Annotated in this window: 27 protein-coding genes; 15 read left to right on the plus strand and 12 right to left on the minus strand. The window is 72.8% G+C overall.

Annotated features, from left to right (window positions below; all coding sequences use genetic code 11):
* Entirely contained in the window at positions 1 to 342 is a 342-nt protein-coding gene (locus tag EBO35_RS03230) for a TraR/DksA family transcriptional regulator (protein ID WP_241153840.1), read from the plus strand.
* 65 nt (positions 343 to 407) lie between these two features.
* Here EBO35_RS03230 and EBO35_RS03235 read toward each other — a convergent pair whose 3' ends face one another.
* Both EBO35_RS03235 and EBO35_RS03240 read right to left on the minus strand, forming a co-directional pair.
* A complete protein-coding gene (locus tag EBO35_RS03235; protein ID WP_122816453.1) occupies positions 408 to 2,033 on the minus strand; it encodes a catalase in 1,626 nt (541 codons plus the stop codon).
* Positions 2,030 to 2,491: a Fur family transcriptional regulator gene (locus EBO35_RS03240; RefSeq protein WP_122816454.1), complete on the minus strand. Its 462-nt coding sequence runs from the start codon at positions 2,489 to 2,491 to the stop codon at positions 2,030 to 2,032. Before EBO35_RS03240 ends, EBO35_RS03235 begins: the two co-directional genes overlap by 4 nt.
* A 92-nt stretch (positions 2,492 to 2,583) precedes the next feature.
* Between EBO35_RS03240 and EBO35_RS03245 the strand changes: the two genes are divergently transcribed.
* Genes EBO35_RS03245 through EBO35_RS03255 form a run of 3 tightly spaced genes read left to right on the plus strand, consistent with a single transcriptional unit; the run spans position 2,584 to position 5,134 of the window.
* Positions 2,584 to 3,255, plus strand: a complete 672-nt coding sequence (locus tag EBO35_RS03245) for a hypothetical protein (RefSeq protein ID WP_122816455.1) — start codon at positions 2,584 to 2,586, stop codon at positions 3,253 to 3,255.
* Positions 3,255 to 3,755: a gluconokinase gene (locus EBO35_RS03250; protein WP_164477781.1), complete on the plus strand. Its 501-nt coding sequence runs from the start codon at positions 3,255 to 3,257 to the stop codon at positions 3,753 to 3,755. Before EBO35_RS03245 ends, EBO35_RS03250 begins: the two co-directional genes overlap by 1 nt.
* Entirely contained in the window at positions 3,752 to 5,134 is a 1,383-nt protein-coding gene (locus EBO35_RS03255; protein ID WP_122816456.1) for a GntP family permease, read from the plus strand. The genes EBO35_RS03250 and EBO35_RS03255 overlap by 4 nt, the downstream gene beginning before the upstream one ends.
* 31 nt (positions 5,135 to 5,165) lie before the next feature.
* Here EBO35_RS03255 and EBO35_RS03260 read toward each other — a convergent pair whose 3' ends face one another.
* Entirely contained in the window at positions 5,166 to 5,606 is a 441-nt protein-coding gene (locus EBO35_RS03260; RefSeq protein ID WP_164477782.1) for a hypothetical protein, read from the minus strand.
* A gap of 52 nt (positions 5,607 to 5,658) precedes the next feature.
* The gene (locus tag EBO35_RS03265; protein ID WP_317983522.1) at positions 5,659 to 6,279 is read right to left on the minus strand and encodes a mismatch-specific DNA-glycosylase; all 621 of its coding nucleotides are present in this window, start codon (positions 6,277 to 6,279) and stop codon (positions 5,659 to 5,661) included.
* A gap of 57 nt (positions 6,280 to 6,336) precedes the next feature.
* Here EBO35_RS03265 and EBO35_RS03270 point away from each other — a divergent pair, with 57 nt between their 5' ends.
* Positions 6,337 to 6,858 (plus strand): hypothetical protein, encoded by a 522-nt coding sequence (locus tag EBO35_RS03270; RefSeq protein WP_122816458.1) that lies wholly within the window; start codon positions 6,337 to 6,339, stop codon positions 6,856 to 6,858.
* Positions 6,859 to 6,861: 3 nt separating this feature from the next.
* Here the strand turns inward: EBO35_RS03270 and EBO35_RS03275 are convergent, their stop codons facing one another.
* Together EBO35_RS03275 and EBO35_RS03280 are read right to left on the minus strand one after the other, a co-directional pair.
* Positions 6,862 to 8,070: a phosphodiester glycosidase family protein gene (locus tag EBO35_RS03275; RefSeq protein ID WP_122816459.1), complete on the minus strand. Its 1,209-nt coding sequence runs from the start codon at positions 8,068 to 8,070 to the stop codon at positions 6,862 to 6,864.
* Between the two features lie 40 nt (positions 8,071 to 8,110).
* Entirely contained in the window at positions 8,111 to 8,854 is a 744-nt protein-coding gene (locus EBO35_RS03280) for a matrixin family metalloprotease (protein WP_164477783.1), read from the minus strand.
* Between the two features lie 115 nt (positions 8,855 to 8,969).
* On the opposite strand from EBO35_RS03280, the gene EBO35_RS03285 reads away from it, so the two are divergent.
* Complete coding sequence (locus EBO35_RS03285) at positions 8,970 to 9,551, plus strand: DUF6318 family protein (protein ID WP_122816461.1); 582 nt, start codon at positions 8,970 to 8,972, stop codon at positions 9,549 to 9,551.
* Between the two features lie 211 nt (positions 9,552 to 9,762).
* On the opposite strand, the gene EBO35_RS19855 is transcribed toward EBO35_RS03285, so the two are convergent.
* Positions 9,763 to 9,966: a hypothetical protein gene (locus tag EBO35_RS19855; RefSeq protein ID WP_241153841.1), complete on the minus strand. Its 204-nt coding sequence runs from the start codon at positions 9,964 to 9,966 to the stop codon at positions 9,763 to 9,765.
* Here EBO35_RS19855 and EBO35_RS19860 point away from each other — a divergent pair.
* The 6 genes from EBO35_RS19860 to EBO35_RS03310 all read left to right on the plus strand — a co-directional run bounded on the left by EBO35_RS19860 (position 9,956) and on the right by EBO35_RS03310 (position 14,745).
* On the plus strand, positions 9,956 to 10,402 hold the full coding sequence (locus tag EBO35_RS19860; protein ID WP_127479001.1) for a hypothetical protein: 447 nt from the start codon (positions 9,956 to 9,958) through the stop codon (positions 10,400 to 10,402). The two genes, EBO35_RS19855 and EBO35_RS19860, sit on opposite strands and share 11 nt — an antisense overlap.
* A gap of 204 nt (positions 10,403 to 10,606) precedes the next feature.
* Positions 10,607 to 10,783: a hypothetical protein gene (locus tag EBO35_RS19335; protein WP_164477784.1), complete on the plus strand. Its 177-nt coding sequence runs from the start codon at positions 10,607 to 10,609 to the stop codon at positions 10,781 to 10,783.
* Between the two features lie 68 nt (positions 10,784 to 10,851).
* Positions 10,852 to 12,030 carry a site-specific DNA-methyltransferase gene (locus tag EBO35_RS03295; RefSeq protein WP_122816463.1) on the plus strand — a complete coding sequence of 393 codons (1,179 nt, stop codon included), beginning with the start codon at positions 10,852 to 10,854 and terminating at the stop codon, positions 12,028 to 12,030.
* A 152-nt stretch (positions 12,031 to 12,182) separates the two neighbouring features.
* A complete protein-coding gene (locus EBO35_RS19695; protein ID WP_206422649.1) occupies positions 12,183 to 12,530 on the plus strand; it encodes a hypothetical protein in 348 nt (115 codons plus the stop codon).
* 41 nt (positions 12,531 to 12,571) lie between these two features.
* Positions 12,572 to 13,672 (plus strand): FUSC family protein, encoded by a 1,101-nt coding sequence (locus EBO35_RS03305; RefSeq protein WP_122816464.1) that lies wholly within the window; start codon positions 12,572 to 12,574, stop codon positions 13,670 to 13,672.
* Complete coding sequence (locus tag EBO35_RS03310) at positions 13,669 to 14,745, plus strand: DNA polymerase IV (protein WP_122816465.1); 1,077 nt, start codon at positions 13,669 to 13,671, stop codon at positions 14,743 to 14,745. The genes EBO35_RS03305 and EBO35_RS03310 overlap by 4 nt, the downstream gene beginning before the upstream one ends.
* A gap of 12 nt (positions 14,746 to 14,757) precedes the next feature.
* Here the strand turns inward: EBO35_RS03310 and EBO35_RS03315 are convergent, their stop codons facing one another.
* The gene (locus tag EBO35_RS03315; RefSeq protein ID WP_206422650.1) at positions 14,758 to 15,891 is read right to left on the minus strand and encodes a glutamate--cysteine ligase; all 1,134 of its coding nucleotides are present in this window, start codon (positions 15,889 to 15,891) and stop codon (positions 14,758 to 14,760) included.
* An 87-nt stretch (positions 15,892 to 15,978) separates the two neighbouring features.
* Between EBO35_RS03315 and EBO35_RS20140 the strand changes: the two genes are divergently transcribed.
* Both EBO35_RS20140 and EBO35_RS20145 read left to right on the plus strand, forming a co-directional pair.
* A complete protein-coding gene (locus EBO35_RS20140; protein WP_263457643.1) occupies positions 15,979 to 16,233 on the plus strand; it encodes a threonine/serine exporter family protein in 255 nt (84 codons plus the stop codon).
* On the plus strand, positions 16,230 to 17,315 hold the full coding sequence (locus EBO35_RS20145) for a threonine/serine exporter family protein (protein ID WP_263457649.1): 1,086 nt from the start codon (positions 16,230 to 16,232) through the stop codon (positions 17,313 to 17,315). Before EBO35_RS20140 ends, EBO35_RS20145 begins: the two co-directional genes overlap by 4 nt.
* 18 nt (positions 17,316 to 17,333) lie before the next feature.
* Here EBO35_RS20145 and EBO35_RS03325 read toward each other — a convergent pair whose 3' ends face one another.
* Genes EBO35_RS03325 through EBO35_RS03335 form a run of 3 tightly spaced genes read right to left on the minus strand, consistent with a single transcriptional unit; the run spans position 17,334 to position 20,256 of the window.
* Positions 17,334 to 17,855 (minus strand): DUF402 domain-containing protein, encoded by a 522-nt coding sequence (locus EBO35_RS03325; RefSeq protein ID WP_122816467.1) that lies wholly within the window; start codon positions 17,853 to 17,855, stop codon positions 17,334 to 17,336.
* A 2-nt stretch (positions 17,856 to 17,857) separates the two neighbouring features.
* A complete protein-coding gene (locus tag EBO35_RS03330; protein ID WP_122816468.1) occupies positions 17,858 to 18,700 on the minus strand; it encodes an SDR family NAD(P)-dependent oxidoreductase in 843 nt (280 codons plus the stop codon).
* Positions 18,697 to 20,256, minus strand: a complete 1,560-nt coding sequence (locus EBO35_RS03335) for a flavin-containing monooxygenase (protein ID WP_122816469.1) — start codon at positions 20,254 to 20,256, stop codon at positions 18,697 to 18,699. The genes EBO35_RS03330 and EBO35_RS03335 overlap by 4 nt, the downstream gene beginning before the upstream one ends.
* Positions 20,257 to 20,305: 49 nt before the next feature.
* Between EBO35_RS03335 and EBO35_RS03340 the strand changes: the two genes are divergently transcribed.
* Positions 20,306 to 20,896, plus strand: coding sequence for a TetR/AcrR family transcriptional regulator (locus EBO35_RS03340; protein ID WP_241153842.1), 591 nt, complete (start codon positions 20,306 to 20,308; stop codon positions 20,894 to 20,896).
* Positions 20,897 to 20,923: 27 nt separating this feature from the next.
* On the opposite strand, the gene rocD is transcribed toward EBO35_RS03340, so the two are convergent.
* Positions 20,924 to 22,201, minus strand: a complete 1,278-nt coding sequence (gene rocD, locus EBO35_RS03345; RefSeq protein WP_122816471.1) for an ornithine--oxo-acid transaminase — start codon at positions 22,199 to 22,201, stop codon at positions 20,924 to 20,926.
* Positions 22,202 to 22,228: the final 27 nt, after the last annotated feature.

Below are 22,228 nucleotides of genomic sequence, written 5' to 3' on the forward strand. Positions count from 1 at the left end.
GTGAGCAGCCCCGGCGAGCGGCTGCGGGCCGAGCGGGAGGCGGTGCTGCGGCGGCTGACGGACCTGCACGAGGACCACGCCGCGATGGTCGAGGCCTCCCGGGACTCCAACGCCGACGACGAGCACGACCCCGAGGGGCACACGATCGCCTACGAGCGCTCGCAGGTCGACACCCACATCCGGCTCGCCGAGCGGCGGCTGGCCGAGGTCGAGGCCGCCCTGGCCTCGGTCGAGGCGGGGAGCTACGGCACCTGCGCCGGGTGCGGCCGGCCGATCGCCGCGGAGCGCCTCGAGGCCCGACCCGCGGCGACCACCTGCGTGGCCTGCGCGGCCCGCCGCTGAGCGGGCCCTGAACGCAGACCGGCCCGGCACCACCAGGTGCCGGGCCGGTCTGCGTGCGGGGAAGGTCAGCGGGTGACGACGACCCGCTCGTTCGGGACGCAGTGCGTCATGGTGTGGCCCTCGACGTCGCGGGGGCCGTTCTTGCCGAGGTTCGCCGCGCGCTCACGCTCCGCCGGGGAGAGGGTCTGGGTGGCCAGCGGCTCCAGACCGCGCACGTCGTCCGCGGTGATGCCCAGGCCGTCGCCGACGCGCTGCCCGAGCTCGTCCTCGCACATGAAGAAGTGCCAGACCATCCGCTCCTGGACCTCGCGGGTGGCCTCGGAGATGTTCGCGACCAGGTTCTTGACCAGGTCGTCGCGCTCCCAGTCCTCCATCAGCCGGAACCGCTCGCCGGCCTGCGTGTAGTCGTCGGTCCGCGGCAGCCGGGACCGGGTCAGCCGACCCGAGATCTCGGGGCCGGTCTCGACGTGCCCGGGCTTGGGAGCCTCGGTGAGCCCGTTCATCGTCGACGGCTCGTAGTTGACGTGCGGGTTCTGCCCCTCCGCCAGGTCGACCTGGTAGGACATCTCGCCGCCGCGCTGGTTCGTGCGCACCGTCGCGTTCTTCGGCGAGTTCACCGGCAGCTGCAGGTAGTTCGGGCCGACCCGGTAGCGCTGGGTGTCGCTGTAGGAGAAGGTCCGGCCGACCAGCATCTTGTCGTCGGAGAAGTCCAGACCGTCGACCAGCACGCCGGTGCCGAACGCGATCTGCTCGTTCTCGTTGTGGTGGTCCGCCACGTTGCGGTTCAGCGTCATCGTGCCGACGAGCTTCGGCTCGAAGATCTCCTCGGGCCAGACCTTGGTGTCGTCGAGCGGGTCGAAGTCCAGCTCGGGGTGGTCGTGGTCCTCCATCAGCTGCACGTAGAGGTCCCACTGCGGGTGGTCGCCGCGCTCGATGGCCTCGTAGAGGTCCTTCGAGGCGTGCCCCAGGTCGTTGGCCTGGATGTTCGCGGCGTCGTCCTCGGTCAGGCTCTTGACGCCCTGGCGGGGCTGGAAGTGGTACTTCACCAGGTGCGAGACGCCCTCGGCGTTCACCCACTTGTAGGTGTTCACGCCGAAGCCCTGCATGTGCCGGTAGTCCGACGGGATGCCGCGGGGGCTGAACAGGTTGACGAGCATGTGCATCGACTCGGGCGTCTGCGACATGAAGTCGAAGATCCGGGCCGGCTCCTGGCGGAACGTGACCGGGTCCGGCTTCAGGGAGTGGATGACGTCGGGGAACTTGATCGCGTCCCGGATGAAGAAGACGCCCAGGTTGTTGCCGACGAGGTCCCAGTTGCCGTCCTCGGTGTAGAACTTCACAGCGAAGCCGCGCGGGTCGCGGGCCGCCTCCGAGGAGTCGCGCCCGCCGATGACCGAGGAGAACCGGATCGCGAGGTCGGTCTTCTTGCCGGCGGTGTTGAACAGCTTCGCGCGGGTGTACCGCTCGATCGGCTCGTCACCCCACTTGCCGGTCGCCTCGAACTCGCCGTAGGCGACGAAGCCGCGGGCGTGCACGACCCGCTCGGGGATCCGCTCCCGGTCGAAGTGGCTGATCTTCTCCAGGAAGTGGTAATTCTCCAGCGTGGCGGGGCCGCGGGCCCCGACCGTGCGCTGGTTCTGGTTGTCGTAGACCGGATGGCCCTGGCGGGTGGTGAGCGAACGGTCGGTCATGTGGTGGTCCCTTCGAGTGTGACGTCGGTTGCTCGGCTTGCCGAGCACGCGGCGCACTGGCCCCAGAAGACGACCTCGGCCTCGTCGAGGACGAAGCCGTGGTCGTCGGGCGGGGTCAGGCACGGCGCCGAGCCGGTCGTGCAGGCGACGTCGACGACGACGCCGCACGAGCGGCAGGTCAGGTGGTGATGGTTGTCGTCGACCCGGGTCTCGTAGCGCGCCGGGGAGCCGGGAAGCTCCAGCCGGCGCACTGCGCCGACGCGGGTCAGCGCCTCCAGGCAGTCGTAGATCGCCTGGGTCGAGACCGACCCGATCCGGTCCCGCGCCTGCGCTGCCACCTCGGCGACGAGCAGGTGCTGGCCGGTGAGCCGGGCCTCGTCGAGCACCTCGAGGACGGCCACCCGCGGACGGGTGACCCTCAGGCCGGCGGAACGCAGGCGGTCCTCTGGTGAACTCATGCCTCCTGGTACCCAACTGGAATGGATCCATTCCAGGTTTCTGCGGTGGATCTGTTCCGAGAGCTCCGCGGGGGTGCGGGTACCGGGGGCCCATGCCGCTGCTGACCCGCGTCCGGGACCTGGCCTCCGCTACGGGCGGCGCGGTCCTCGCCGCGGGGGTCCGGGCGAAGTCCGCGGTCACCCCGTCCGCCAAGCCGCTGCACCCGGACGGGACGCTGCGCCACGCTGTCCTGCACCGCCACGGGCTCGACCCGGCGCTGGGGGTGGCCTGGCTCGACGAGGCCGGCGTCGACGAGGTGGTGGTCCGGGAGTCGCGGGCGGTCGGGCTGCCCGACGCGCTGCCCGACATCCAGGGCCTCGCGATCCGGATCCCGGTCGGGGACGGCCACGGGGACCTGCTCCTGGCCAGCACCGGGCTCGGCCGGGTGACCCGGTTCCTGCTCACGCCGAGCCGGACGACGTACGGTCGCCCGATGACGACTCTGCTGCCCTACCGCACCGTGGCCGGCGCGGTGCTGATCGCGGCCCGGGCGGTCGGCCCCGAGACCGTGGAGCTGTCCTGCGCCGTGGGGGAGCGGGCACCCGCCGGGGACTGGCGGCACTTCGCCGACCTGCGGATCGCCGGCCCCGTGGCCGACGGCGACGGCGAGCGCCTGTCCTTCGACCCGGTCCGCAACCGGCTGCCGGGACTCGGGCAGTACCGCTGGGTGGAGCGGCTGCGCGAACCCGGCTACCAGCAGGCCCGCGCCGATCGGAGCCGGTGATGGCCGCCGCACGCGGAGTCTGGCACCCGCTGGTCGTGATGGGCGTCTCCGGCTCGGGCAAGTCCACGATCGGGGCGGCGCTCTCCCAGCGCCTGGGGGTCCCGTTCGCGGACGGCGACGACTTCCACCCCGAGGCCAACATCGCGAAGATGAGCCGCGGCGAGCCGCTCGACGACGACGACCGCTGGCCCTGGCTGGAGCGGATCGGCGACTGGCTCGCCGAGCACCCCGAGGGCGGCGTGATGAGCTGCTCGGCGCTGAAGCGGAAGTACCGCGACCAGCTGCGCGGGCACGCACCCGCCACCGAGTTCGTGCTGCTCGAGGGCAGCCGCGAGGTGATCGAGCGCCGGCAGGCGTCCCGTCCCGGACACTTCATGCCGGCGTCCCTGCTCACCTCGCAGTTCGCGACGCTGGAGCCGCTCGGGCCCGACGAGCGGGGGGTCGTCCTCGACGTCGACCAGAGCGTCGAGGCGATCGTCGACGGGTACCTCGGCTCATGATCTACGACCCGGTCGCGTCCGGCTGGCAGCTCGTCCTGGCAGCGCTCGCCGCGATCACGCTGCTCGTCGTCCTCATCACCGTCGCCAAGCTGCACCCGTTCCTCGCGCTGGTGCTCGGCGGCCTCACCGTCGGGATCATCGCCGGACAGGACCTCGGCGAGGTCCTGGACACCTTCACCGAGGGCTTCGGCAGCACCGCAGCCGGGGTCGGGCTGCTGATCGCGCTCGGCGCGATGTTCGCCAAGCTGCTCGCCGACTCCGGCGGGGCCGACCAGATCGTCGAGACGATCGTGGGACGCGCCACCGGGCGCGGGCTGCCCTGGGCGATGGCGACCGTCGGGGCGATCATCGGGCTGCCGATGTTCTTCGAGATCGGCCTGGTGCTGCTGATGCCGGTGATCTTCCTGGTCGCGCGCCGGGCGCAGGTCTCCCTGATCACCGTGGGCATCCCCGCGCTCGCCGGGCTCTCCGCGATGCACGGCTTCGTGCCCCCGCACCCGGGACCGGTGGCCGCCGTCGACATCCTCGGCGCCGACCTGGGCGTGACGCTGGGCCTCGGGCTGCTCGTCGCGGTCCCGACCGTGATCGTGGGCGGGCCGCTCTTCGGGTCCGTGGCCGGCCGGTGGGTGGACGTGCCGGCTCCCGTGGACGAGCCGGCGGGGCCGGGAAGCGAGGGCGCCGAGGACGGCATGGCTGCCGACGGGGCACGCCGGCCGTCGTTCGCGGTCACGATGGCGACCGTGCTGCTCCCGGTGGTGCTGATGCTGGGCCGCGCGGTCACCGAGATCGTCATCGACGACCCGGACCAGCCGTTCCAGAAGACGATGACGGTCATCGGCGAGCCACTGGTGGCGCTGCTGCTCGCGGTCCTGGTCGCGATGTACACCTTCGGCCTGCGCGTCGGGATGGGGATGAAGGAGGTCTCCTCGACCGTGGAGTCCTCGCTCCCGGGCATCGCCGGCATCCTGCTCATCGTCTCCGCCGGCGGCGGCTTCAAGGAGGTGCTGGTCCGCACCGGGGTCGGCACGCTGCTCGCCGACTGGGCCCGGGACGCGGACATCTCCGTCTACCTGCTGGCCTGGGTGGTCGCCGCGCTGATCCGGCTGGCGACCGGCTCCGCGACCGTCGCCACGATCACCGCCGCGTCGCTGATGCTCGGCCTGGTCGAGGGGATGGACAGCACCGAGACGTCGCTGGTGGTGCTGGCCGTCGGCGCCGGGTCGGTCTTCTTCTCCCACGTCAACGACGCCGGCTTCTGGCTGGTCAAGGAGTACTTCCGGCTCAGCGTCGGCCAGACCATCAAGAGCTGGTCGCTGATGGAGACCGTGCTCTCGGTCAGCGGTCTGGGGTTCGTGCTGCTCGTGTCGATATTCGTCTAGCTCCGTCTGGTGCGGTCAGCGGGACCGGCCCTCAGGCGGTGTCGGAGAGCTCGTCCAGCGGCACCGGCAGCACGCCCTCGTCCCCGGCGAGGTGGATCACCTCGGCGGGGACGCTCGCCGAGCGGCAGGCGGCGTACAGGCTGCTGGCCCACGCCCGGTCCCGGGCGGTCAGGACGGACGGGCCGGGGCGCTCCAGCAGCAGCGCGACCCGGGCGGCCCGCTCGGTCGACCGGGCCAGCTCGGCCAGGAGCGTCGCGAACCCGGCCAGGCTCGCGGGCCCGGGGCGAGCGCCCAGCGGCACCTCCTCGATCCGGAGCAGCGCCGGCGTCGGCCGGCCGTCGGGCTCGACGAGCAGCAGCCACAGGGCGGGCTCCAGGTGACCGGCGGGCTCGAGCACTGCCAGCCACAGGTCCGCGAGGTCGGCCTGGGTGCGCAGGACGGGAAGGTCGGGAGGATCGGGGATCTGGGTCATGGCGATCACGGTGCCCCGGTCCGTCGCGGGGCGCGACCGGCTCTCCACAGGCTCAGCCCGCGACGACTCCCGTGATCCCGGCGGCCCGCGCGGGCGCGGCGTACGCCGTGGCCAGGGAGGCGACGGTCTCGTGGGCGTTGAGGCCGCTCGGGTTCGGGACCACCCACAGCTCCGCGCCGGCGAGCGGCTCGGGCTGGCGGCCGGGGACGGCCTTCGGCAGCCCGAACGCGGCCCGGTACGCCGTGATGCCGGCGACCGCCACCACCGTGGGCCGGTGCCGGCGCACGGTGCGGACCAGCTGCTCGCCGCCGGCGCGCAGCTCGGCGTTGGTCAGGTCGGAGGCCTTCGCGGTCGCCCGGCGCACCACGTTGGTGATGCCGATCCCGCGGCTGCGCAGGTAGTCGCGGTCGGCGTCGGTCATCCCGGCGGCCGGGTCGATCGGCCGCTCGAGGATGCCGGCCCGCAGCAGGGCGGGGTAGAACCGGTTGACCGGGTGGGCGAAGTGGGTGCGGGTGGCCGCGGTCCACAGCCCCGGGTTGATGCCGACGAACAGCAGCCGCAGCTCGCCCGGCTCGGGCATCAGGTCGGGGACCTCGGCGTCGCGGAAGGACGCCAGCTCCTCGCGGGTGAAACGACGGCGCACGGTGCCGGGACTGGTGGTGGGCTCGGGCACGGCGCCAGCCTGCCACGGGTACCGGAACCGGGTCCGCAGCGGTAGCGTCCCAGAGGCATGCGACTGATCGCCCTGGCCGTCCCCGCCGTGGCCGTCCTGCTCGCCGGTGCCTGCGGGTCCGACGACCCGGCCGGGTCCCCCCGCCCGCCCGCACCACCGTCCGCGAGCCCCACGACGCCGCCGGTCTCCCCGACGGGGACTGCCGCGCCGACGACCGGCTCCACCGCCGCCCCGGCGTCCGGCGCGGAGGTGGCGCTGCTCTCGGAGCCGGTCGCCGGCGGCAGCTCGTCCCCGGTGGCCACCCGCCTCGACGGGCAGGAGGGGGTGGAGACGCTGACGGCGGAGCTCGGGGGGCGACTGGCCGCGAAGGTGGCGGACGCGGTCTCCGGCGCCGACGTACCCGCGGGTGAGGCGCTGTACGGCGCCATCGTGGCTGTCGGCTGCGACGTGCCCGCGGGCGTGACCGTGAGCCGGGAGGGAGCGCAGGTGCTGGTGACGCCGGACAAGCCGACCGGACGGCCGCCGGAGTGCTACGCCCCGATCACGACGGTCGCCGTGGTGAGGGTCCCGGATCCGTGAGGCTCAGCGCTTGAGGATCCGGACCTGGAGGCCGTTGGGCACCGCCCGCTCGCGGCGGTCGGAGGGCTTGTTGCGGACCTTCATCCGGCCCTCGGCGCCGCGGGCGACCATCGTCGAGGAGCCGCCGCCGTCGAGGTTGAGGGCCTGCTCGGCACCCAGCTCGACCATCAAGTTCGCCAGCTCCAGCATCGTGAGCCCGCGGCTGCGGGGCCGCTGGCGGCCGTCGACGACGACCATCAGCACGGTCCCGGTGTCCTGGTCGATGCCGACGGAGGTGCGGGGGTGCATCTCGCCGTCGTCGGTGGTCTCGACGATTCCGTTGCGGACCAGGATCTTGTTGCCGCTGATGGCCATCTTGACCCCGCCGGGGAGCGCCCAGCGCACCGAGATCGGGTCGCCGTTGTGCAGCGTGCGGAGCAGGTCCGCGCCGGCGCCGCGGCCGACCAGGACCTTGCCCTCGATCCGGTGCTTGGCGGACAGCTTCTTGCGGACCATCTGGACCCGGCCCTTGCGGATGTAGGCGACGCGGACGTCGCTGGTCTGCCCGTCGGTCACGCCGGTGCCGACCGTGCTGCCCCAGTCCTTGGTGTAGACCCCGATCCCGTCGGGCGCGACGCTCGGGGAGTTCACGTTCGTGACCACCCAGTCGGGGTGCTGCCGGACCTGCGCCACCAGCTGCAGCTCGGTCAGCGCCGGCGCCCGGCCGCGCACCAGGTGGAACGCCGCGTTGAAGCCCTGCGTCTGGGCGTGCAGCGGGTCGGCCCCGAGCTCCTTGCCGAGGCCGAACGGCGCCCCGGTGTCGCCGATGTCGAAGAAGTCTCCGTTGATCGCGGCCACGACCCGCTTGGAGCCCTTGACCATCTGCGAGACCGGTCGGGTGCGCGCCACCTTGCCGGCGTTGAGGTAGTCGATGCGGACCCGGGGGTTGCGCCACTTCACCGCCAGCACGGTCGCGGCGATCCGGCCGCGGGCGTCGGTGCGCTTGAGGCGGGTGAGCTTGACGCCCGGGCCCAGTCGCGAGGTGCTCGTCGTGGTCCGCGGCGCCACCCGGCGGGCGTCCGCGGGCAGCTGCGACAGCGGCGTCGCGAGCTCGCCGACGACGCCGTCGGAGGAGTGCCGGGGCCGGGGCTCGTCGGCGGTGGCGGGGGAGATCGGGGCGAACGCGACGGCGAACGCCAGCGCACCCGCGGGCAGCAGAGGTCGAAGGGGCACCTCAGGATGGTAAAGGCTCGGCCGGCCCGGCGTCCGGACCTCAGCCGCAATCCACGGAGCCCAGGCGGGCGAGCCCCTCCAGGTCTCCGGGACCGAGGTCGGTGCGGGCGAGGTTCTGCCCGTACATCAGCTCGCCGGGGTCGGCCACGTGTCCGAGACCCACCACGTGGCCGAGCTCGTGGATCAGGATCGCGCGCATCTGCTCACGCCCGTCGCGGCGCTCGGCGAGGTCGTCGTACACCTCGACGTCGAGGGCGACCGAGCCGGTGACGAAGCGGCGGCGCCCGCCCTGCTCGACGTACGCGCTGCCGCCGACGCCGGCGACGTCCCCGGAGAGGCTGCCCATCTCCTCGTCGTCGGCCCAGCCGATCAGCACCGGCCCGCCGCGGCCCAGGGCGGTGGTCCGGCGCTCGAACTGGCGGTCCTCGGTCGTGCCGCCGTCCTCGAAGTCGAGGCCGGTCGCGTCCTCGATCACCGAGACGGAGTCCTCGAGCAGGGCGGGCCAGTCCTCCGGCGCGCCCTCGGGGTTCACGACGTAGGTGATCGAGGTGCACGGGTTCCAGCCGACCGGGTCCTCGCTGCCGGGCTGGGTGACCGCGAACGAGTAGCTGCCACCGCCGTCGGGGACCGTCACCGCGTCGACGACCCGGTCGTCGAGGCCGATCAGCTGCCGCAGCCGCTGACCGGAGCTGGTCGGGTCGAGCAGCAGGACGCCGGCCATGATCACCGCGACCACCAGCACGCCCGGCACGACCGGTCCGCGCTCGCGCCTGCTCCTGCTCATGGGCACCATTGTGGCCCGGGGGTGGTGCCCGCTCCGTCCACAGCCTCCGGCTGGTGGGTGACGAATCACTGCGGTGATGGGTAGTTTGCTGAGCGTCGACCTCGCTGGAGAGCCCATGACGAGAACGCCCGGTCCCCTACGGCTCCTGCTCGCGGCCGCCTGCGCGGCGCTGGCCCTGACCGGGTGCTCCGAGGACGACCCGGCGCCGAAGATCGACCCGGGCGACTCCTCGTCGGCGGCGGCCACGCCGACCCCGACTTCCACCGCCCCCGTCGAGCCCACCCTGCCGGCCGAGGCGGAGGGCACCGACGCCGCCGCTGCAAAGGCGTTCGTGGAGTTCTACTGGGAGATGGCCGACTATGCCCAGGCAACGGGCGACGCACAGGGACTACAACGGCTTGGAGCCGATACCTGTGAACCGTGTAGGACGGCGGTTGCCTTCGTAGAGGAGGCGTACCGAGACGAGGGTCAGGTTCGCGGAGGTGAGACCACCCTTTCGGCCATCAATTCCGCTGAGTTGCAGACTCGAACTGGAACGGCGACGCAGGTAAAGCTGAAGGTCACTAGCACCGATCAGGTAGTGGACTATCCGGGAAATAGGCCGGACGATCGCTATCCGGGGGGCACCGTTCGTGCCAGCTTCGTGGTCACCCGGGACAGCGGACAGTGGCTCGTCTCGTACTGGGAGGTCTCGTGACTGCCCGTGTGCGCGCTGCTGTGGCAGCAGTTGTTGTTGGTCTGGCAGGCATCGTGGGGTTGCCCAGTGCTAGTGCGTTGTCCACCGGGGCGTGCGACCCGACATCCTCGGGGGGCGGAACGGCGCAAGTCGCAGGCAACGGCCTAGTTGTAAAGGTGTACAAGGAAAGCCAGTCCAACTGCGTAGCAGGACAGGAGGCCGCTGACCCGACTCAATCGGTTCCGGGTGTCTGGCACTCCAAGCCGGCCTGCGAGCTCGGCGGCGCCGCAATTTGTGCGGTTCCCGCGACGTGCAGCGACGGCTCGGCCATGACCGAAACCTGGTTTGAGGCCGAAAGCGGGACCGAATCCCCCAGTACTTTCGTCTGCCCGACCGAGCCCGAGGCTGCTGCTGCCGCGCCGCCGGTGGTGATCACGTCGGCGATGGTGCTGCGGGCGTTGCGGGAGGTGCCGCTCCCGGAGTCGGTGCTGGTGGTGCAGCCACCGGGTGGCCGGACGCTGGTGAACTTCGAGACGAACTTCTACACCGAGGCGGAGGAGTTCACGCGGACGGTGCGGCTGGCGGGGCAGCGGGTGGACCTGCGGATTCGGCCGAGCGGGTTCGGGTGGCACTTCGGCGACGGTGCGTCGCTGAGCACAACGAGTGCGGGGTCGCCGTTCCCGGACCTGGAGGTGACCCACTCCTACCGGCGCCGTGGTGCGGTCGGGGCGCGGGTGGACACGACGTACTCGGCAGACTTCCGGGTCAACGGAGGTCCGTGGCAGGCAGTGGAGGGAACGGTGACGATGGCCGGTCAGTCGGTGGGTCTCCAGGTGCTGACGGCCTCCCCGACCCTGGTGGGCTACCGCTGAACTGTCGAGTCGGGACATGTGACCGTTGAGTAGGGAGTTCTGACGTTCGAGTCGGCACTCGGAGCAGCTGTGATGCGGGGTCGTTGACGCTGCACACGGCTCACGGAGCGTCAAACAAACCCGGCGCTCCAGCAGCGAGGCAGGGGCCGGGGGCGGTGATGCGGGTTCCACGTCGCATCGGGCGGATCCCCTACGGTGGCCGCCATGGACGTCTCGCTCTTGGTCGGGCTGCTCATCCTGGTCGCTGCCGCAGCGCTCCTGACAGGCCGCAGCCGCATCGCCAAGGGAGCGAACGCGGCGGCGGCGAACGGCGTACTGCTGATGGCCCTCGGCACGCTCACCGGAGTTCTCGCCGCGCTCGTCGTCGCCGACCTGACGTGACGGCGGACCCGCGCCTCGCCCGACCCGGCGTCCACCGGACGGTGCGCAGCGGTCGCTAAGGTCGCGGCGTGAGTCGCGACGAGGCGTGGAACGTCTTCCTCGAGGGCGACAACCTCGACGTCCTGCCCCGGCTGGCGCAGCTCAGCGGCGACTCCCGACCCGTCGACCTGGTCTACATCGACCCGCCGTACAACACCGGCAACGACTTCGCCTACCGCGACAAGGTCGCGCGCGGTGCCGGGGTCAGCCGGCACCAGGCGTGGGTGGCGATGATGCGGCCCCGGCTCGAGGCGGCGCGCGAGGTGCTCGCCGAGACCGGCGCGATCTTCGTCAGCATCGACGACAACGAGGCGGCGCACCTGCGGCTGCTGATGGACGAGGTGTACGGCGAGGCGCAGTTCCTCGCCCAGATCGTGGTCAACCTCAACCCCAAGGGCCGCCAGCTCGGGCGCGGCTTCGCGACCAGCCACGAGTACCTGCTGGTCTACGCCCGCGACGCCCGGCGCTGCGTCCTCGACGCCAGCAGCACCGAGGCCGTCAACGAGCGGGACTTCCCACTGACCGCCCCGGACGGCCGCCGCTACCGGCACCTGCCGCTGCGCAACACCAACAAGAAGTTCAACCCGACCACCGCCCGCACGCTGCACTTCCCGGTGTGGGGCGACCCGCGGTCCGGGACCGTCCGCACCGCGGACTTCCCGGGCGCCGTCGAGATCGCCCCGGTCTTCGGCGACGGGACCCCGGCGGTGTGGCGGTGGAGCCGGCCGCTGATCGAGGAGCGCCCCGGCGACCTGGTCTGCCGCGTCGTCCAGGGGCGCCAGGGGGAGCGGGTCGACGTCTACCAGCGCGACTGGCTGCACGAGGGCCGGCGCAAGAAGCTGCGCACGATCTGGCTCGCCGAGGAGGTCGGGAGCACCGACACCGCCGTCGCCGAGCTCAAGGAGATCCTCGGCCACGTCTTCGAGTCCCCGAAGCCCACGGGTCTGCTGCGCCGGATCCTGCAGACCATGCCCGACGACGTCCGGGTCCTCGACTTCTTCGCCGGGAGCGGCACCACCGGCCACGCGGTGGCCCTGCAGAACGCCGCCGACGGCGGCACCCGCCGGTGCGTCAGCATCAACTCCGCGGAGCCCACCCGGATCGGCTCCAACGCCCAGCTGGCCGGCTACGCGACCGTCGCCGACATCACCCGGGCGCGGCTGCGGGCCGTCGCCGAGCGGGTCGGCGGGGGACTGCTCGAACCCTGAGCACGCCGGCCCGCGCCGCCTACCGTCCACAGGCGGGGATCCGGGCGTGCTCCTCCCCAGGCCCGGCGGTGGCGGCCGTCGGCCGTCGGGGCGCGTTCCTAGCGTCGCGGATGCGTCGGACCCGCCGGCGCGTCGATGCCAGGGAGCGCCCCATGTCCGTCCCCTCCTCCAAGATCCTCGTCCTGCTCGCCGTGCTGGTCTCCGCACTGCTCCTGGTGCCGCTCGGCCTGCTGGTCCTCGGTCCGCCCGGCGCCGCCGGAAGTCTCCGGGCCCCGGCCGGTGACACGATCGTGGACGTCACCGGCGACGCCGAGAACGGCTTCGAGATCCACCGCTACGACGGCTCCGCGCTGTTTCCCCCGACCCGGTCCGAGGCGGTCGGCGAGTGCGGCGAGTACGACGCCCGCGTGGCCCGGGTGCGCTGTCGCACGGAGGTGCGGATCTGGTACCGCGACCTCGCCGACCTCCGGCAGGCGCTGGAGTGGTCCCATGCCGACTGAGCCGGGTCCGCACGACCCGGAGACTCTGGCACGATTCAGCCATGGAAGAGGGGCCATTCGACCGCGCCGTCACCCGCGGCCGGACGTCGGTCCGATTCCGGCTCAAGCGGCTCGCGTCGAAACGCTGGCAGATCGGCCAGGCCGCGGTCGCCGCCGGCCTGGCGTGGTTCATCGCCGCCGACATCTTCGGCCACGAGATCCCGTTCCTCGCCTCCACCGCGGCCCTCCTGGGCCTCGGCACCACCTACGGCCAACGGCTGCGGCGGGTCGCGGAGATCACGATCGGCGTCGCGATCGGCGTCTTCATCGCCGACCTCTTCGTGCTGGAGTTCGGCTCCGGCGGGTGGCAGATCCTGGTGATCGTGGCGCTGTCGATGTCGGCCGCGTTCCTGCTCGACGGCGGCCAGCTCTTCGTCAACCAGGCGGCGATCCAGGGCATTGTGGTCAGCGCGCTGCTACCCGAGCCCGGGCAGGCCTTCACCCGCTGGACCGACGCGGTGATCGGCGGCTGCGTGGCGCTGGCCGCCGCGACGCTGGTGCCGGCCGCTCCGCTGCGCCGGCCCCGGGAGCAGGCGGCGGTGGTGATGCGCAAGATCGCCACGCTGCTGCGCACCGCCGGGCAGGTGATGGAGGACGGCGAGGTCGAGAAGGCGCTCGACCTGCTCGCCGACGCGCGCGCCACCGACCACCTGATCCGCGAGCTCCAGGACGCCGCCGACGAGGGCATGTCGGTGGTGGCGTCCTCCCCCTTCCGACATCGACACCGACGCAGCGTGCGACGGATGGCCGACCTCGTCGACCCGCTGGACAGAGCCCTGCGCAGCACCCGCGTCCTGGTCCGGCAGACGGCGGTCGCGGCCTACCACCGCCGGCCGGTGCCGTCGTCGTACTCCCGGATCGCCCTGGACCTGGCCGACGCCGCCGAGCTCGTGGCCAACGAGCTCGCGGCCGACCGGATGGCGGTTGCCGCCCGGCCCGCGCTGATGGAGATCGGAGCGGCCACCGGCCACGTCGAGCGGGCCTCGGAGATGACCGCCGAGGGCATCCTGCTGCAGCTGCGCTCGGTCGTGGTCGACCTGCTGCTGCTCTCCGGCCTGAGCCAGGCCGAGTCCTCCGACGCCCTGCCACCGACACCGCGATGACCTGGGTCCTGCACGTCGACCTCGACCAGTTCGTCGCGGCGGTCGAGGTGCTCCGGCGCCCCGAGCTCGCCGGCCTGCCGGTGGTCGTCGGCGGTCGCGGGGACCCCACGGAGCGCGGTGTCGTCTCGACGGCCTCCTACGAGGCGCGGGCCTTCGGGGTCGGGTCCGGGATGCCGCTGCGGGTCGCGGCGCGCAAGTGCCCCGACGCGGTCTTCCTGCCCGTGGACGCCGCCGCGTACGACGCCGCCTCGGTGCAGGTGATGGAGACCCTGCGCGGTCTGCGCTGGGGTGACGCGGACCCGGTCGTGGAGGTGCTCGGCTGGGACGAGGCGTTCGTCGCCGTCCCGGGGCTCGGCGACCGGGGCCCGGGCGACCCGCAGGCGTACGCCGACCGGCTGCGCGCGGAGGTGCTGGCCGCCACCCGGCTGCACTGCTCGGTCGGCATCGGCGACAACAAGCTGCGCGCCAAGATCGCCACGGACCTCGGCAAGCCCCGGGGGACCTTCACGCTGACCGAGCAGAATTGGTTCGAGGTGATGGGGGACCGGCCCACCGACGCGCTGTGGGGGATCGGCCGCAAGACCGCGGCGAAGCTCGCCGCGCTGGGGTTGGAGACCGTCGCCCAGCTGGCCGCAGCCGACGCCGGGATGCTCGCCGCTGAGCTCGGCCCGACGATGGGGCCGTGGTACCACCGCCTCGGCCGCGGGGTCGACACCTCGCCGGTCGACGCCACCGCCTGGGTGCCGCGGGCGCACGGGCGCGAGACCACCTTCCAGACCGACCTCGAGGACCGGGGCCGGATCGAGGCCGAGGTGCGGGCCCTGACCCGCCGGGTGCTGGCCGACATCGACGCCGAGGGCCGGCCGGCGGCCCGGGTCGCGCTCAAGGTCCGCTTCCGGCCGTTCACGACTCTCACCCGTAGCCGCACCCTGCCGGCTGCGACCAACGACGCGGCGGTCCTCGAGGAGACCGCGGTCGAGCTGCTGGACCGGTTCGAGGCGATGGCCGCCGAGCGCCCGGTGCGCCTGCTCGGCGTACGCCTGGAGATGGTGCCGCCCGAGGGCGGCTACTGAGCTCGAGCCGGCTCAGCCGTCCAGGCCGGCCCGCAGCTCGCGGACCACCGAGTCCACGACGGCGACCAGGTCGCCGCCCGACTCCGCCGCGATCGCCCGCTGGCGCTGGTAGGACGCGCCCCGGGCCGGGATCGCGCGGACGGCGTCCAGCTCGGCCGAGCACCCCAGGCGCTCCGCCACCGGCTCCAGCCGCACCAGCAGATCGGCGAGGTCCTCGGTGATCAGCCGCTCGTTGGACTCGGCGTCGAGGATCACGATCGCGTCCAGCCCGTAGCGCGCCGCGCGCCACTTGTTCTCCTGCACGTGCCACGGCGGCATCGTCGGCAGTTCCTCGCCCGCCGCCAGGCGGGTGTCGAGGTCGACGACCAGGCAGTGCATGAGCGCGACCAGCGCCTCGAGGTCGGCGAGGCTGGAGACGCCGTCGCAGATCCTGTTCTCCAGGGTGCCCAGGTGGGTGGCCGGGCGCAGGTCCCACCGGATCTCGGAGAGGTCGTCGATCACCCCGGTGGTGAGCTGGTCCTGGGCGAAGGCCTCGAACTCCGACCAGTGCCGGAACTGGAAGGGCAGGCCCGCGGTCGGCAGCTGCTGGAACATCAGGGCGCGGTTCGAGGCGTAGCCGGTGTCCACACCCGCCCAGATCGGCGAGGACGCGGAGAGCGCCTGCAGGTGCGGGTAGTAGTTGAGGAGCGCCGAGAGGACCGGCAGCACCCGGTCCTTCTCGGGCAGCCCGACGTGGACGTGGACGCCCCAGATCAGCATCTGCCGGCCCCACCACTGGGTGCGGTCGATCAGCTCCCGGTAGCGGTGGCCCTCGGTGAGCTGCTGCCCGGTCCAGGACGCGAACGGGTGGGTGCCGGCGCCGTACAGGTCGATGTCGAGCTCGTCGGCGGCCGGGACCACCGCCGCGAGGGTCTGGCGCAGGTCGGCCATCGCCTCCCCGACCGTGTGGCACACGGCGGTGACGATCTCGACGGTGTTGCGCAGCAGCTCCTGGTGCAGCCGGTCCTGGTCTGGCAGCCGGGGCCGAGCCCGGGCGAACAGGTGCGAGGCGTCGTTGCGCAGATCACGGGTACGCCGGTCCACCAGCGCCAGCTCCCACTCGACACCGAGCGTGGGCTCGGGGGACCCCCGAAAGTCGATGCGCACGGGGCACAGCGAACCACACGGCCGGTCGCGCGCAGCGCCCGGACGCCGCTTTTCCGATCCGGCCCGGACCTCTGGGACCATCGCCGCATGCTGGACACGCGCGAGGTGAACCTGACCCTGGACTTCTGCCTGCGGGTCGGCGAGCTGCTGCTGTCCTCGGGGGCCGGAGCCGCGGACGTGGCAGCCACGATGCAGCTGGTCTCGCGCCACCTCGGACTGCGCAACGCCGACATCGACGTCACGTTCACGTCGCTGTCGATGAGTCACCAGCCCACCCCGAGGACCCGGCGATCCTGGCCACCCGGCTGGTCAAGCAGCGCACCATCGACTACGAGCACCTGACCCGCGTGGACCACCTGGTCCGCGCCGTCGTACTGGACGAGGTGGACCTCAAGGAGGCCCGCACCGAGCTGGCGCGGATCACCTCCTCGGGCCACATCCGGCCGCGGTGGGCGGTCACCCTCGGCTGGGGCGCGATGTGCGCCGGCGTCGCCCTGCAGCTCGGTGGCGACCTGCTGGTCGTGGGCCTGGCCTTCGTCGCGGCGGTCCTCATCGACCGTCTCCAGCAGCGGCTCTCGCGGCAGCGCCTCCCGGTCTTCTACCAGCAGGTCGCCGGCGGCGGTCTCGCCACGCTGATCGCGCTCCTCGCCGCGCTGACCCCGCTCGACGTGAACGTGTCGCTGGTCGTGACCGCCAACATCGTCATGCTGCTGGCCGGCATCGGCTTCATGGGCGCGCTCCAGGACGCGCTCAGCGGCTTCTACATCACCGGCACCGCCCGGCTCACCGAGGCGATCCTGGCCACCGCCGGGATCATCGGCGGGGTCAGCGGCGGCCTCGCGGTCGCCGATGTGCTCTCGGTGCGGATCCCGCCCTTGGACCCCGGGCGCGGCGACCTGCAGAGCTTCGGCATGCTGATGGTGGGCGCCGCGGTGTGCGCCGCGGCCTTCGCCTACTCCTCCTACGCCCCGGGACGCATCATCGCCCCGGTCGCGGTGGTGGCGGCCGCGGCCATCGCGATCTCCCAGTCGATCGCGCTGCCGGGGATCGGGCGCACCTGGTCGGTGGCGATGGCTGCCCTGTTCGTGGGTCTGGTCGCGTTCTCGGTCGCGGGCCGGATGCGGGTGCCGCCGCTGATCGTGGTGGTCTCGGCCGTCGTGCCGATGCTGCCGGGGCTCTCGATCTACCGGGGCCTGACCCTGCTCGCCGAGGGCGGTCCCGGCGACACCTCCGCAGGCCTGCTCGCCATGGTCACGGCCGCCTCGGTCGCGATCGCGCTCGCGGCGGGCGTGATCCTCGGTGAGTACGTCGCCCAGCCGCTGAAGCGGGAGGCCCGACGCGTCGAGTCGCGACTGGCCGGCCCGCGGCTGGTGGGTCCGCTGCGCACCCGCACCCGCAGCCGGCGCCGCCGTGAGCGCCACTGACGGAGCAGCGGCCCGCGCTCAGGCGGGGCGGCGGTCGCGGAGCCGGTCCAGCCAGGCCTGCGCGGTTCCGTCGTACGGCGCCTCGGCGGCCGCGACGGCCCGGTGGACGGCGGCGCAGGCCTGCTGCGCCATCGACACCACCTCGGCGGGGTAGCCCAGGGTGTCCCGGTGCTCGGCGAACTCGTCCTCGTCGTCGACCCAGACCCGCCCGTCGGCGTCGCGGATCACGTCGAGGTCCAGGTCGACCGAGCGCAGGACCGGGCCGTCCCACACCGCCGGGGTGGCGATGTCGACGTAGACCAGGCACCAGATGCCCGGGGCGTGGAAGGTGGGCAGGCACGCGCCCGTCGCGGGCACCAGCGTCACCGAGTCCACCTCCGAGACCAGGTCGAGCCCGGGCCGGGACTGCGGGGTGCCGGCAGGGAACCCGAGCCACTCGCCGTGCTCGTCGCGGCCCAGCAGGACGCCGTCGAACTCCCAGTGCGGCCGGTCGCCCCACTTGGTCATCACCACCCGCACGCGCTCGCCCGGGACGGGCACGGCTACACGACAGTGGTCTTCGGCGGCATCACCCTGCGGGAGACCCGCGCGGCGACGTCCTGGAACCGGGAGCCGAGGAGCCGGCCGAGCTGGTGCAGCGCGTGCGCGTCCGCGCCGATCAGGACCCGGGCCTTGTCGGTGAGGATCCCCTTCACGATGACCTCGGCCGCCTGCTCCGGGGTGGTCTTGGCCAGCTTCGCGTCGAAGAAGGAGGCGGTCTTGTCCTTGTCCTCCCGGGAGGAGACCCGGGCGTTGCGGGCGATCGCGGTCCGGATGCCGCCGGGGTGCACCGCAGTGACGCCGACGCGGTGGCCGGCGGACAGCATCTCCATGCGGATCGCCTCGGTCATCCCGCGGACCCCGAACTTCGTGGCGTTGTAGATGCTCTGACCCGGCATCGGGACCAGCCCGAAGAGCGAGGAGAGATTGACCAGGTGCCCGTCCCCGGAGGCGATGAGGTGCGGGAGGAACTCCTTGCTGCCGTGCAGCATCCCGGTCAGGTTGATCCCGATGATCCAGTCGATGTCGTCGTAGTCGAGGTCGACGAAGTCGCCGGCCAGGGCCACGCCGGCGTTGTTGACCATCACGTTGACCCGGCCGAACTGGCCCACGACTGCCTCGGCGTACGCCGCGAACGCGGCCCGGTCGGCCACGTCGAGCCGGTCGCTGCGGACCTCGCGGGCCCCGGCGGCCTTGACCAGCTCGACGGTCTCGGCGAGTCCCGCCTCGTCGACGTCGGAGATCGCCAGCAGCGACCCGCGGCCCGCGCAGGCCACCGCCAGCGCGCGGCCGATCCCGGAGCCGGCACCGGTGATCACGACCACCTTGGCGTCGAGCGTCTTCATGCGGGCATCTCCTCGAGGAACTCGTCGGCAGTGGAGCCGGAAGTGGAGCCGGAAGTGGAGCCGGATGTGGGGGCCGGCCGCGGCGCGCGGACGTCGTACGCCGCGACGTCGAACTCGGCCAGGACCGCGCGCAGGTTGAAGGTCGAGCGCGGCCACAGCGTGGTGTTGCGGCCGTGCTCGTCGAGGTACCAGCTCGAGCAGCCGCCGGTGCTCCACACGGTGCGGGCCATCCGGCGCTGCAGGCGCTGGTTCCAGGCGTCGGTGGCGTCCTGGTGCGGCTCGACCGCGGCGTACCGGTGCTCGCGCATGGTGCGGATCGCCTCCCGGATGTAGCGCACCTGGGACTCGATGACGAAGACCATGCTGGAGTGCCCGAGCCCGGTGTTGGGCCCGACGATGAGGAAGAGGTTGGGGAAGCCGGGCACCGTGGTGCCCTTGTATGCAGTCATCCCGCGCTCGGCCCACACCTCGGCCAGGGACCGGCCCTCGCGGCCGGTGACCTGCGCGGCGATCGGCAGGTCGGTGGTGTGGAAGCCGGTGGCCACGACGAGGACGTCGACCGGCCGCTCGGTGCCGTCGGCGGTGACGATCCCGGTGGGGGTGACAGCGGCGATCCGGTCGGTCACGAGCTCGACGTTCTCCGCGGCGAGGGCCGGGTAGTAGGCGTTGGAGATCAGCACCCGCTTGCAGCCGAGCTCGTAGTCGGGGGTGACCTTGTCGCGCAGCCCGGGGTCCTTGATGCCCCGGGCGATGTTGGCCTCGGCCAGCCGGCGGGCCGGCCAGGCGATCCGGGGCGCGACGGTGAACGCCGGGACGTAGGTCTCGCGGGCCCAGTACACCCCCGTGCGGTAGAGCCGGCGCAGGGCCGGCAGGTGGCGCAGCCCGAGGCGCTCGAGCCGGGTGTAGGGGCGGTCGCTGCGCGGGATGACCCACGGGGGCGTGCGCTGGTAGACGTCGAGGTGGCCGGCGACCTTCTGGATCTCGGGGACGATCTGGATCGCGGAGGCGCCGGTGCCGATGACCGCGACCCGCTTGCCGGTGAGGTCGACGTCGTGGCGCCACCGGGCGGAGTGGAACACCTCGCCGCCGAAGTCCTCGATGCCGGGGATGTCGGGCAGCTTCGGTGCGGACAGGCCGCCGGAGCCGACGACGAGGTTGCGGGCCCGGACGGTGCCGGCCGAGGTGGTGACCACCCAGCGCTGCTGCCCTTCGTCCCAGCAGGCGTCCTCGACGGTGGTGTCGAAGACGAACCGGTCCAGGGTCCCGGACTCGCGGGCGACCCGCTGGATGTAGGCCTGGATCTCGGGCTGGAAGGAGTAGGAGCGGGTCCAGTCCGGGTTGGGGGCGAACGAGAACGAGTACAGCTGGCTGGGCACGTCGCAGGCGGCGCCGGGGTAGGTGTTGTCGCGCCAGGTGCCGCCGACGTCGGCGCCCTTCTCGACGACGAGGAAGTCGCGCTCGCCGTCCTCGTCGAGCTTGACGGCGGTGCACAGGCCGGCGAAGCCCGCGCCGACAACGAGGTGCTCGACGGTCTCCGGCAGGGAACGATCACTCATCCGGCGACCGTATTGCCGTTATTGAACATGTGTCAATAGAATCGGTGACGTGACCAGCACCCGGACCCGCCTGACCCCGGAGCAGCGGCGCGGCCAGCTCCTCGACCTCGGGGTGCGGCTGCTCGCGACCCGGCCGCTCGACGAGCTGAGCATCGACGTCCTGGCCGAGGAGGCCGGGATCTCCCGGGGGCTGCTCTACCACTACTTCGGCAACAAGCACGCCTTCCACGAGGCAGTCGTCCGGCACGCCGCCGACGACCTCATCGCCCAGACCGCGCCCCCGGCCAGCGGCCCGCCGCTGGAGCGGCTGCTGACCTCGGTCACGGCGTACGTCGACTACGTGATCGCGAACCGCGAGGGCTACCTCTCCCTGGTCCGCGCGGCCGCCGGCGGCAACGACCGGCTGCGGGAGATCTACGAGGAGGCGCGCGCGGTCCTCACCGACCGGGTCTTCCGCGAGGACCCCGAGGGCCACATCCTGCTCGACACCCCCGCCGCCCGGCTGCTGGTCCGCGGCTGGTCGGCGCTGACCGAGGAGCTGGTCCTCACCTGGGCCGACGACCCCGCCGGCGTCACCCGCGAGGAGCTGCTCGACCTGATCGCCGGCTCGCTGCCGGCCGTGGCGGCCCTGGCGCGGTGAGGGGGCGGATCCGGCCCGCTCGCGGCTTCAGCGGTTGACGACCGCCGCCAGCTGGTCCAGGCCCCAGTCGAGGTCCTCGGCCGCGACCACCAGCGGAGGCGCCAGCCGGATCGTGGAGCCGTGGGTGTCCTTGGCCAGCACGCCCCGGGTCATCAGTGCCTCGCAGACCGCCCGGCCGGTGCCGATCGCCGGGTCGACGTCGACGCCGGCCCACAGCCCGCGGGTGCGGATGGCGAGCACGCCGTGCCCGACCAGCGCCTCGAGCCGCCGGCGCATGAGCACGCCCAGCTCGGCGGCGCGGGCCTGGTGCTCGCCGGTGGCGAGCAGCCCCACGACCGCGTGCCCGACCGCGCACGCCAGCGGGTTGCCCCCGAACGTCGACCCGTGCTGCCCGGGGCGCAGCACGCCCAGGACGTCGCGGTCGGCCACGACCGCGGAGACCGGCACGATGCCGCCGCCGAGCGCCTTGCCCAGGATGTAGACGTCCGGGACCACGTCCTCGTGGTCGCAGGCGAAGGTGCGCCCGGTGCGGCCGAGGCCGGACTGGATCTCGTCGGCGAGGAGCAGGACCGACTCGCGGGTGCACACCTCGCGAACGCCGCGCAGGTAGCCGTCCGGCGGGATGACGACGCCGCCCTCGCCCTGGATCGGCTCGACCAGGACCCCCACGGTGTTCTCGGTGACGGCGGCCTCGAGGGCGGCCAGGTCGCCGTACGGCACCATCACGAAGCCGGGGGTGAACGGGCCGAAGCCCCCGTGGGCGTCCGGGTCGTCGGAGAACCCGACGATCGTGGTCGTGCGGCCGTGGAAGTTGCCCGACATTACGATGATCTCGGCGGCACCGGGCGCGACGCCCTTGACCTCGTAGCCCCACTTGCGGGCGACCTTGATCGCGGTCTCGACCGCCTCGGCGCCCGTGTTCATCGGGAGCACGAGGTCCTTCCCGCACAGGTCGCCCAGGGCGGCGCAGAACGCGGCGAACCGGTCGTGCACGAAGGCGCGGCTGGTCAGCGTCAGCCGGTCCAGCTGCTCGTGCGCCACCTGCAGCAGCGCTGGGTGTCCGTGGCCGAAGTTGAGGGCGGAGTAGCCCGCGAGCAGGTCGAGGAAGCGGCGGCCCTCGAGGTCGGTCATCCAGGCGCCCTCGGCATGCTCGACCACCACCGGCAGCGGGTGGTAGTTGTGCGCGGTGCGCGCCTCGGCTCGGCGGAACTCGCCGGCCGAGCTCGCCGACCCCACCGGCCCCGCCGAGCTCACCGACTCGATCGAGCCGGCCGTGCTCAGGATGTCGACCCCGGGTGCCCTCATGCGTGCCTCCTCGTCGCCGGCCCGTCC

This window comes from Nocardioides pantholopis, from assembly GCF_003710085.1.
GTDB classification, from domain to species: domain Bacteria; phylum Actinomycetota; class Actinomycetes; order Propionibacteriales; family Nocardioidaceae; genus Nocardioides; species Nocardioides pantholopis.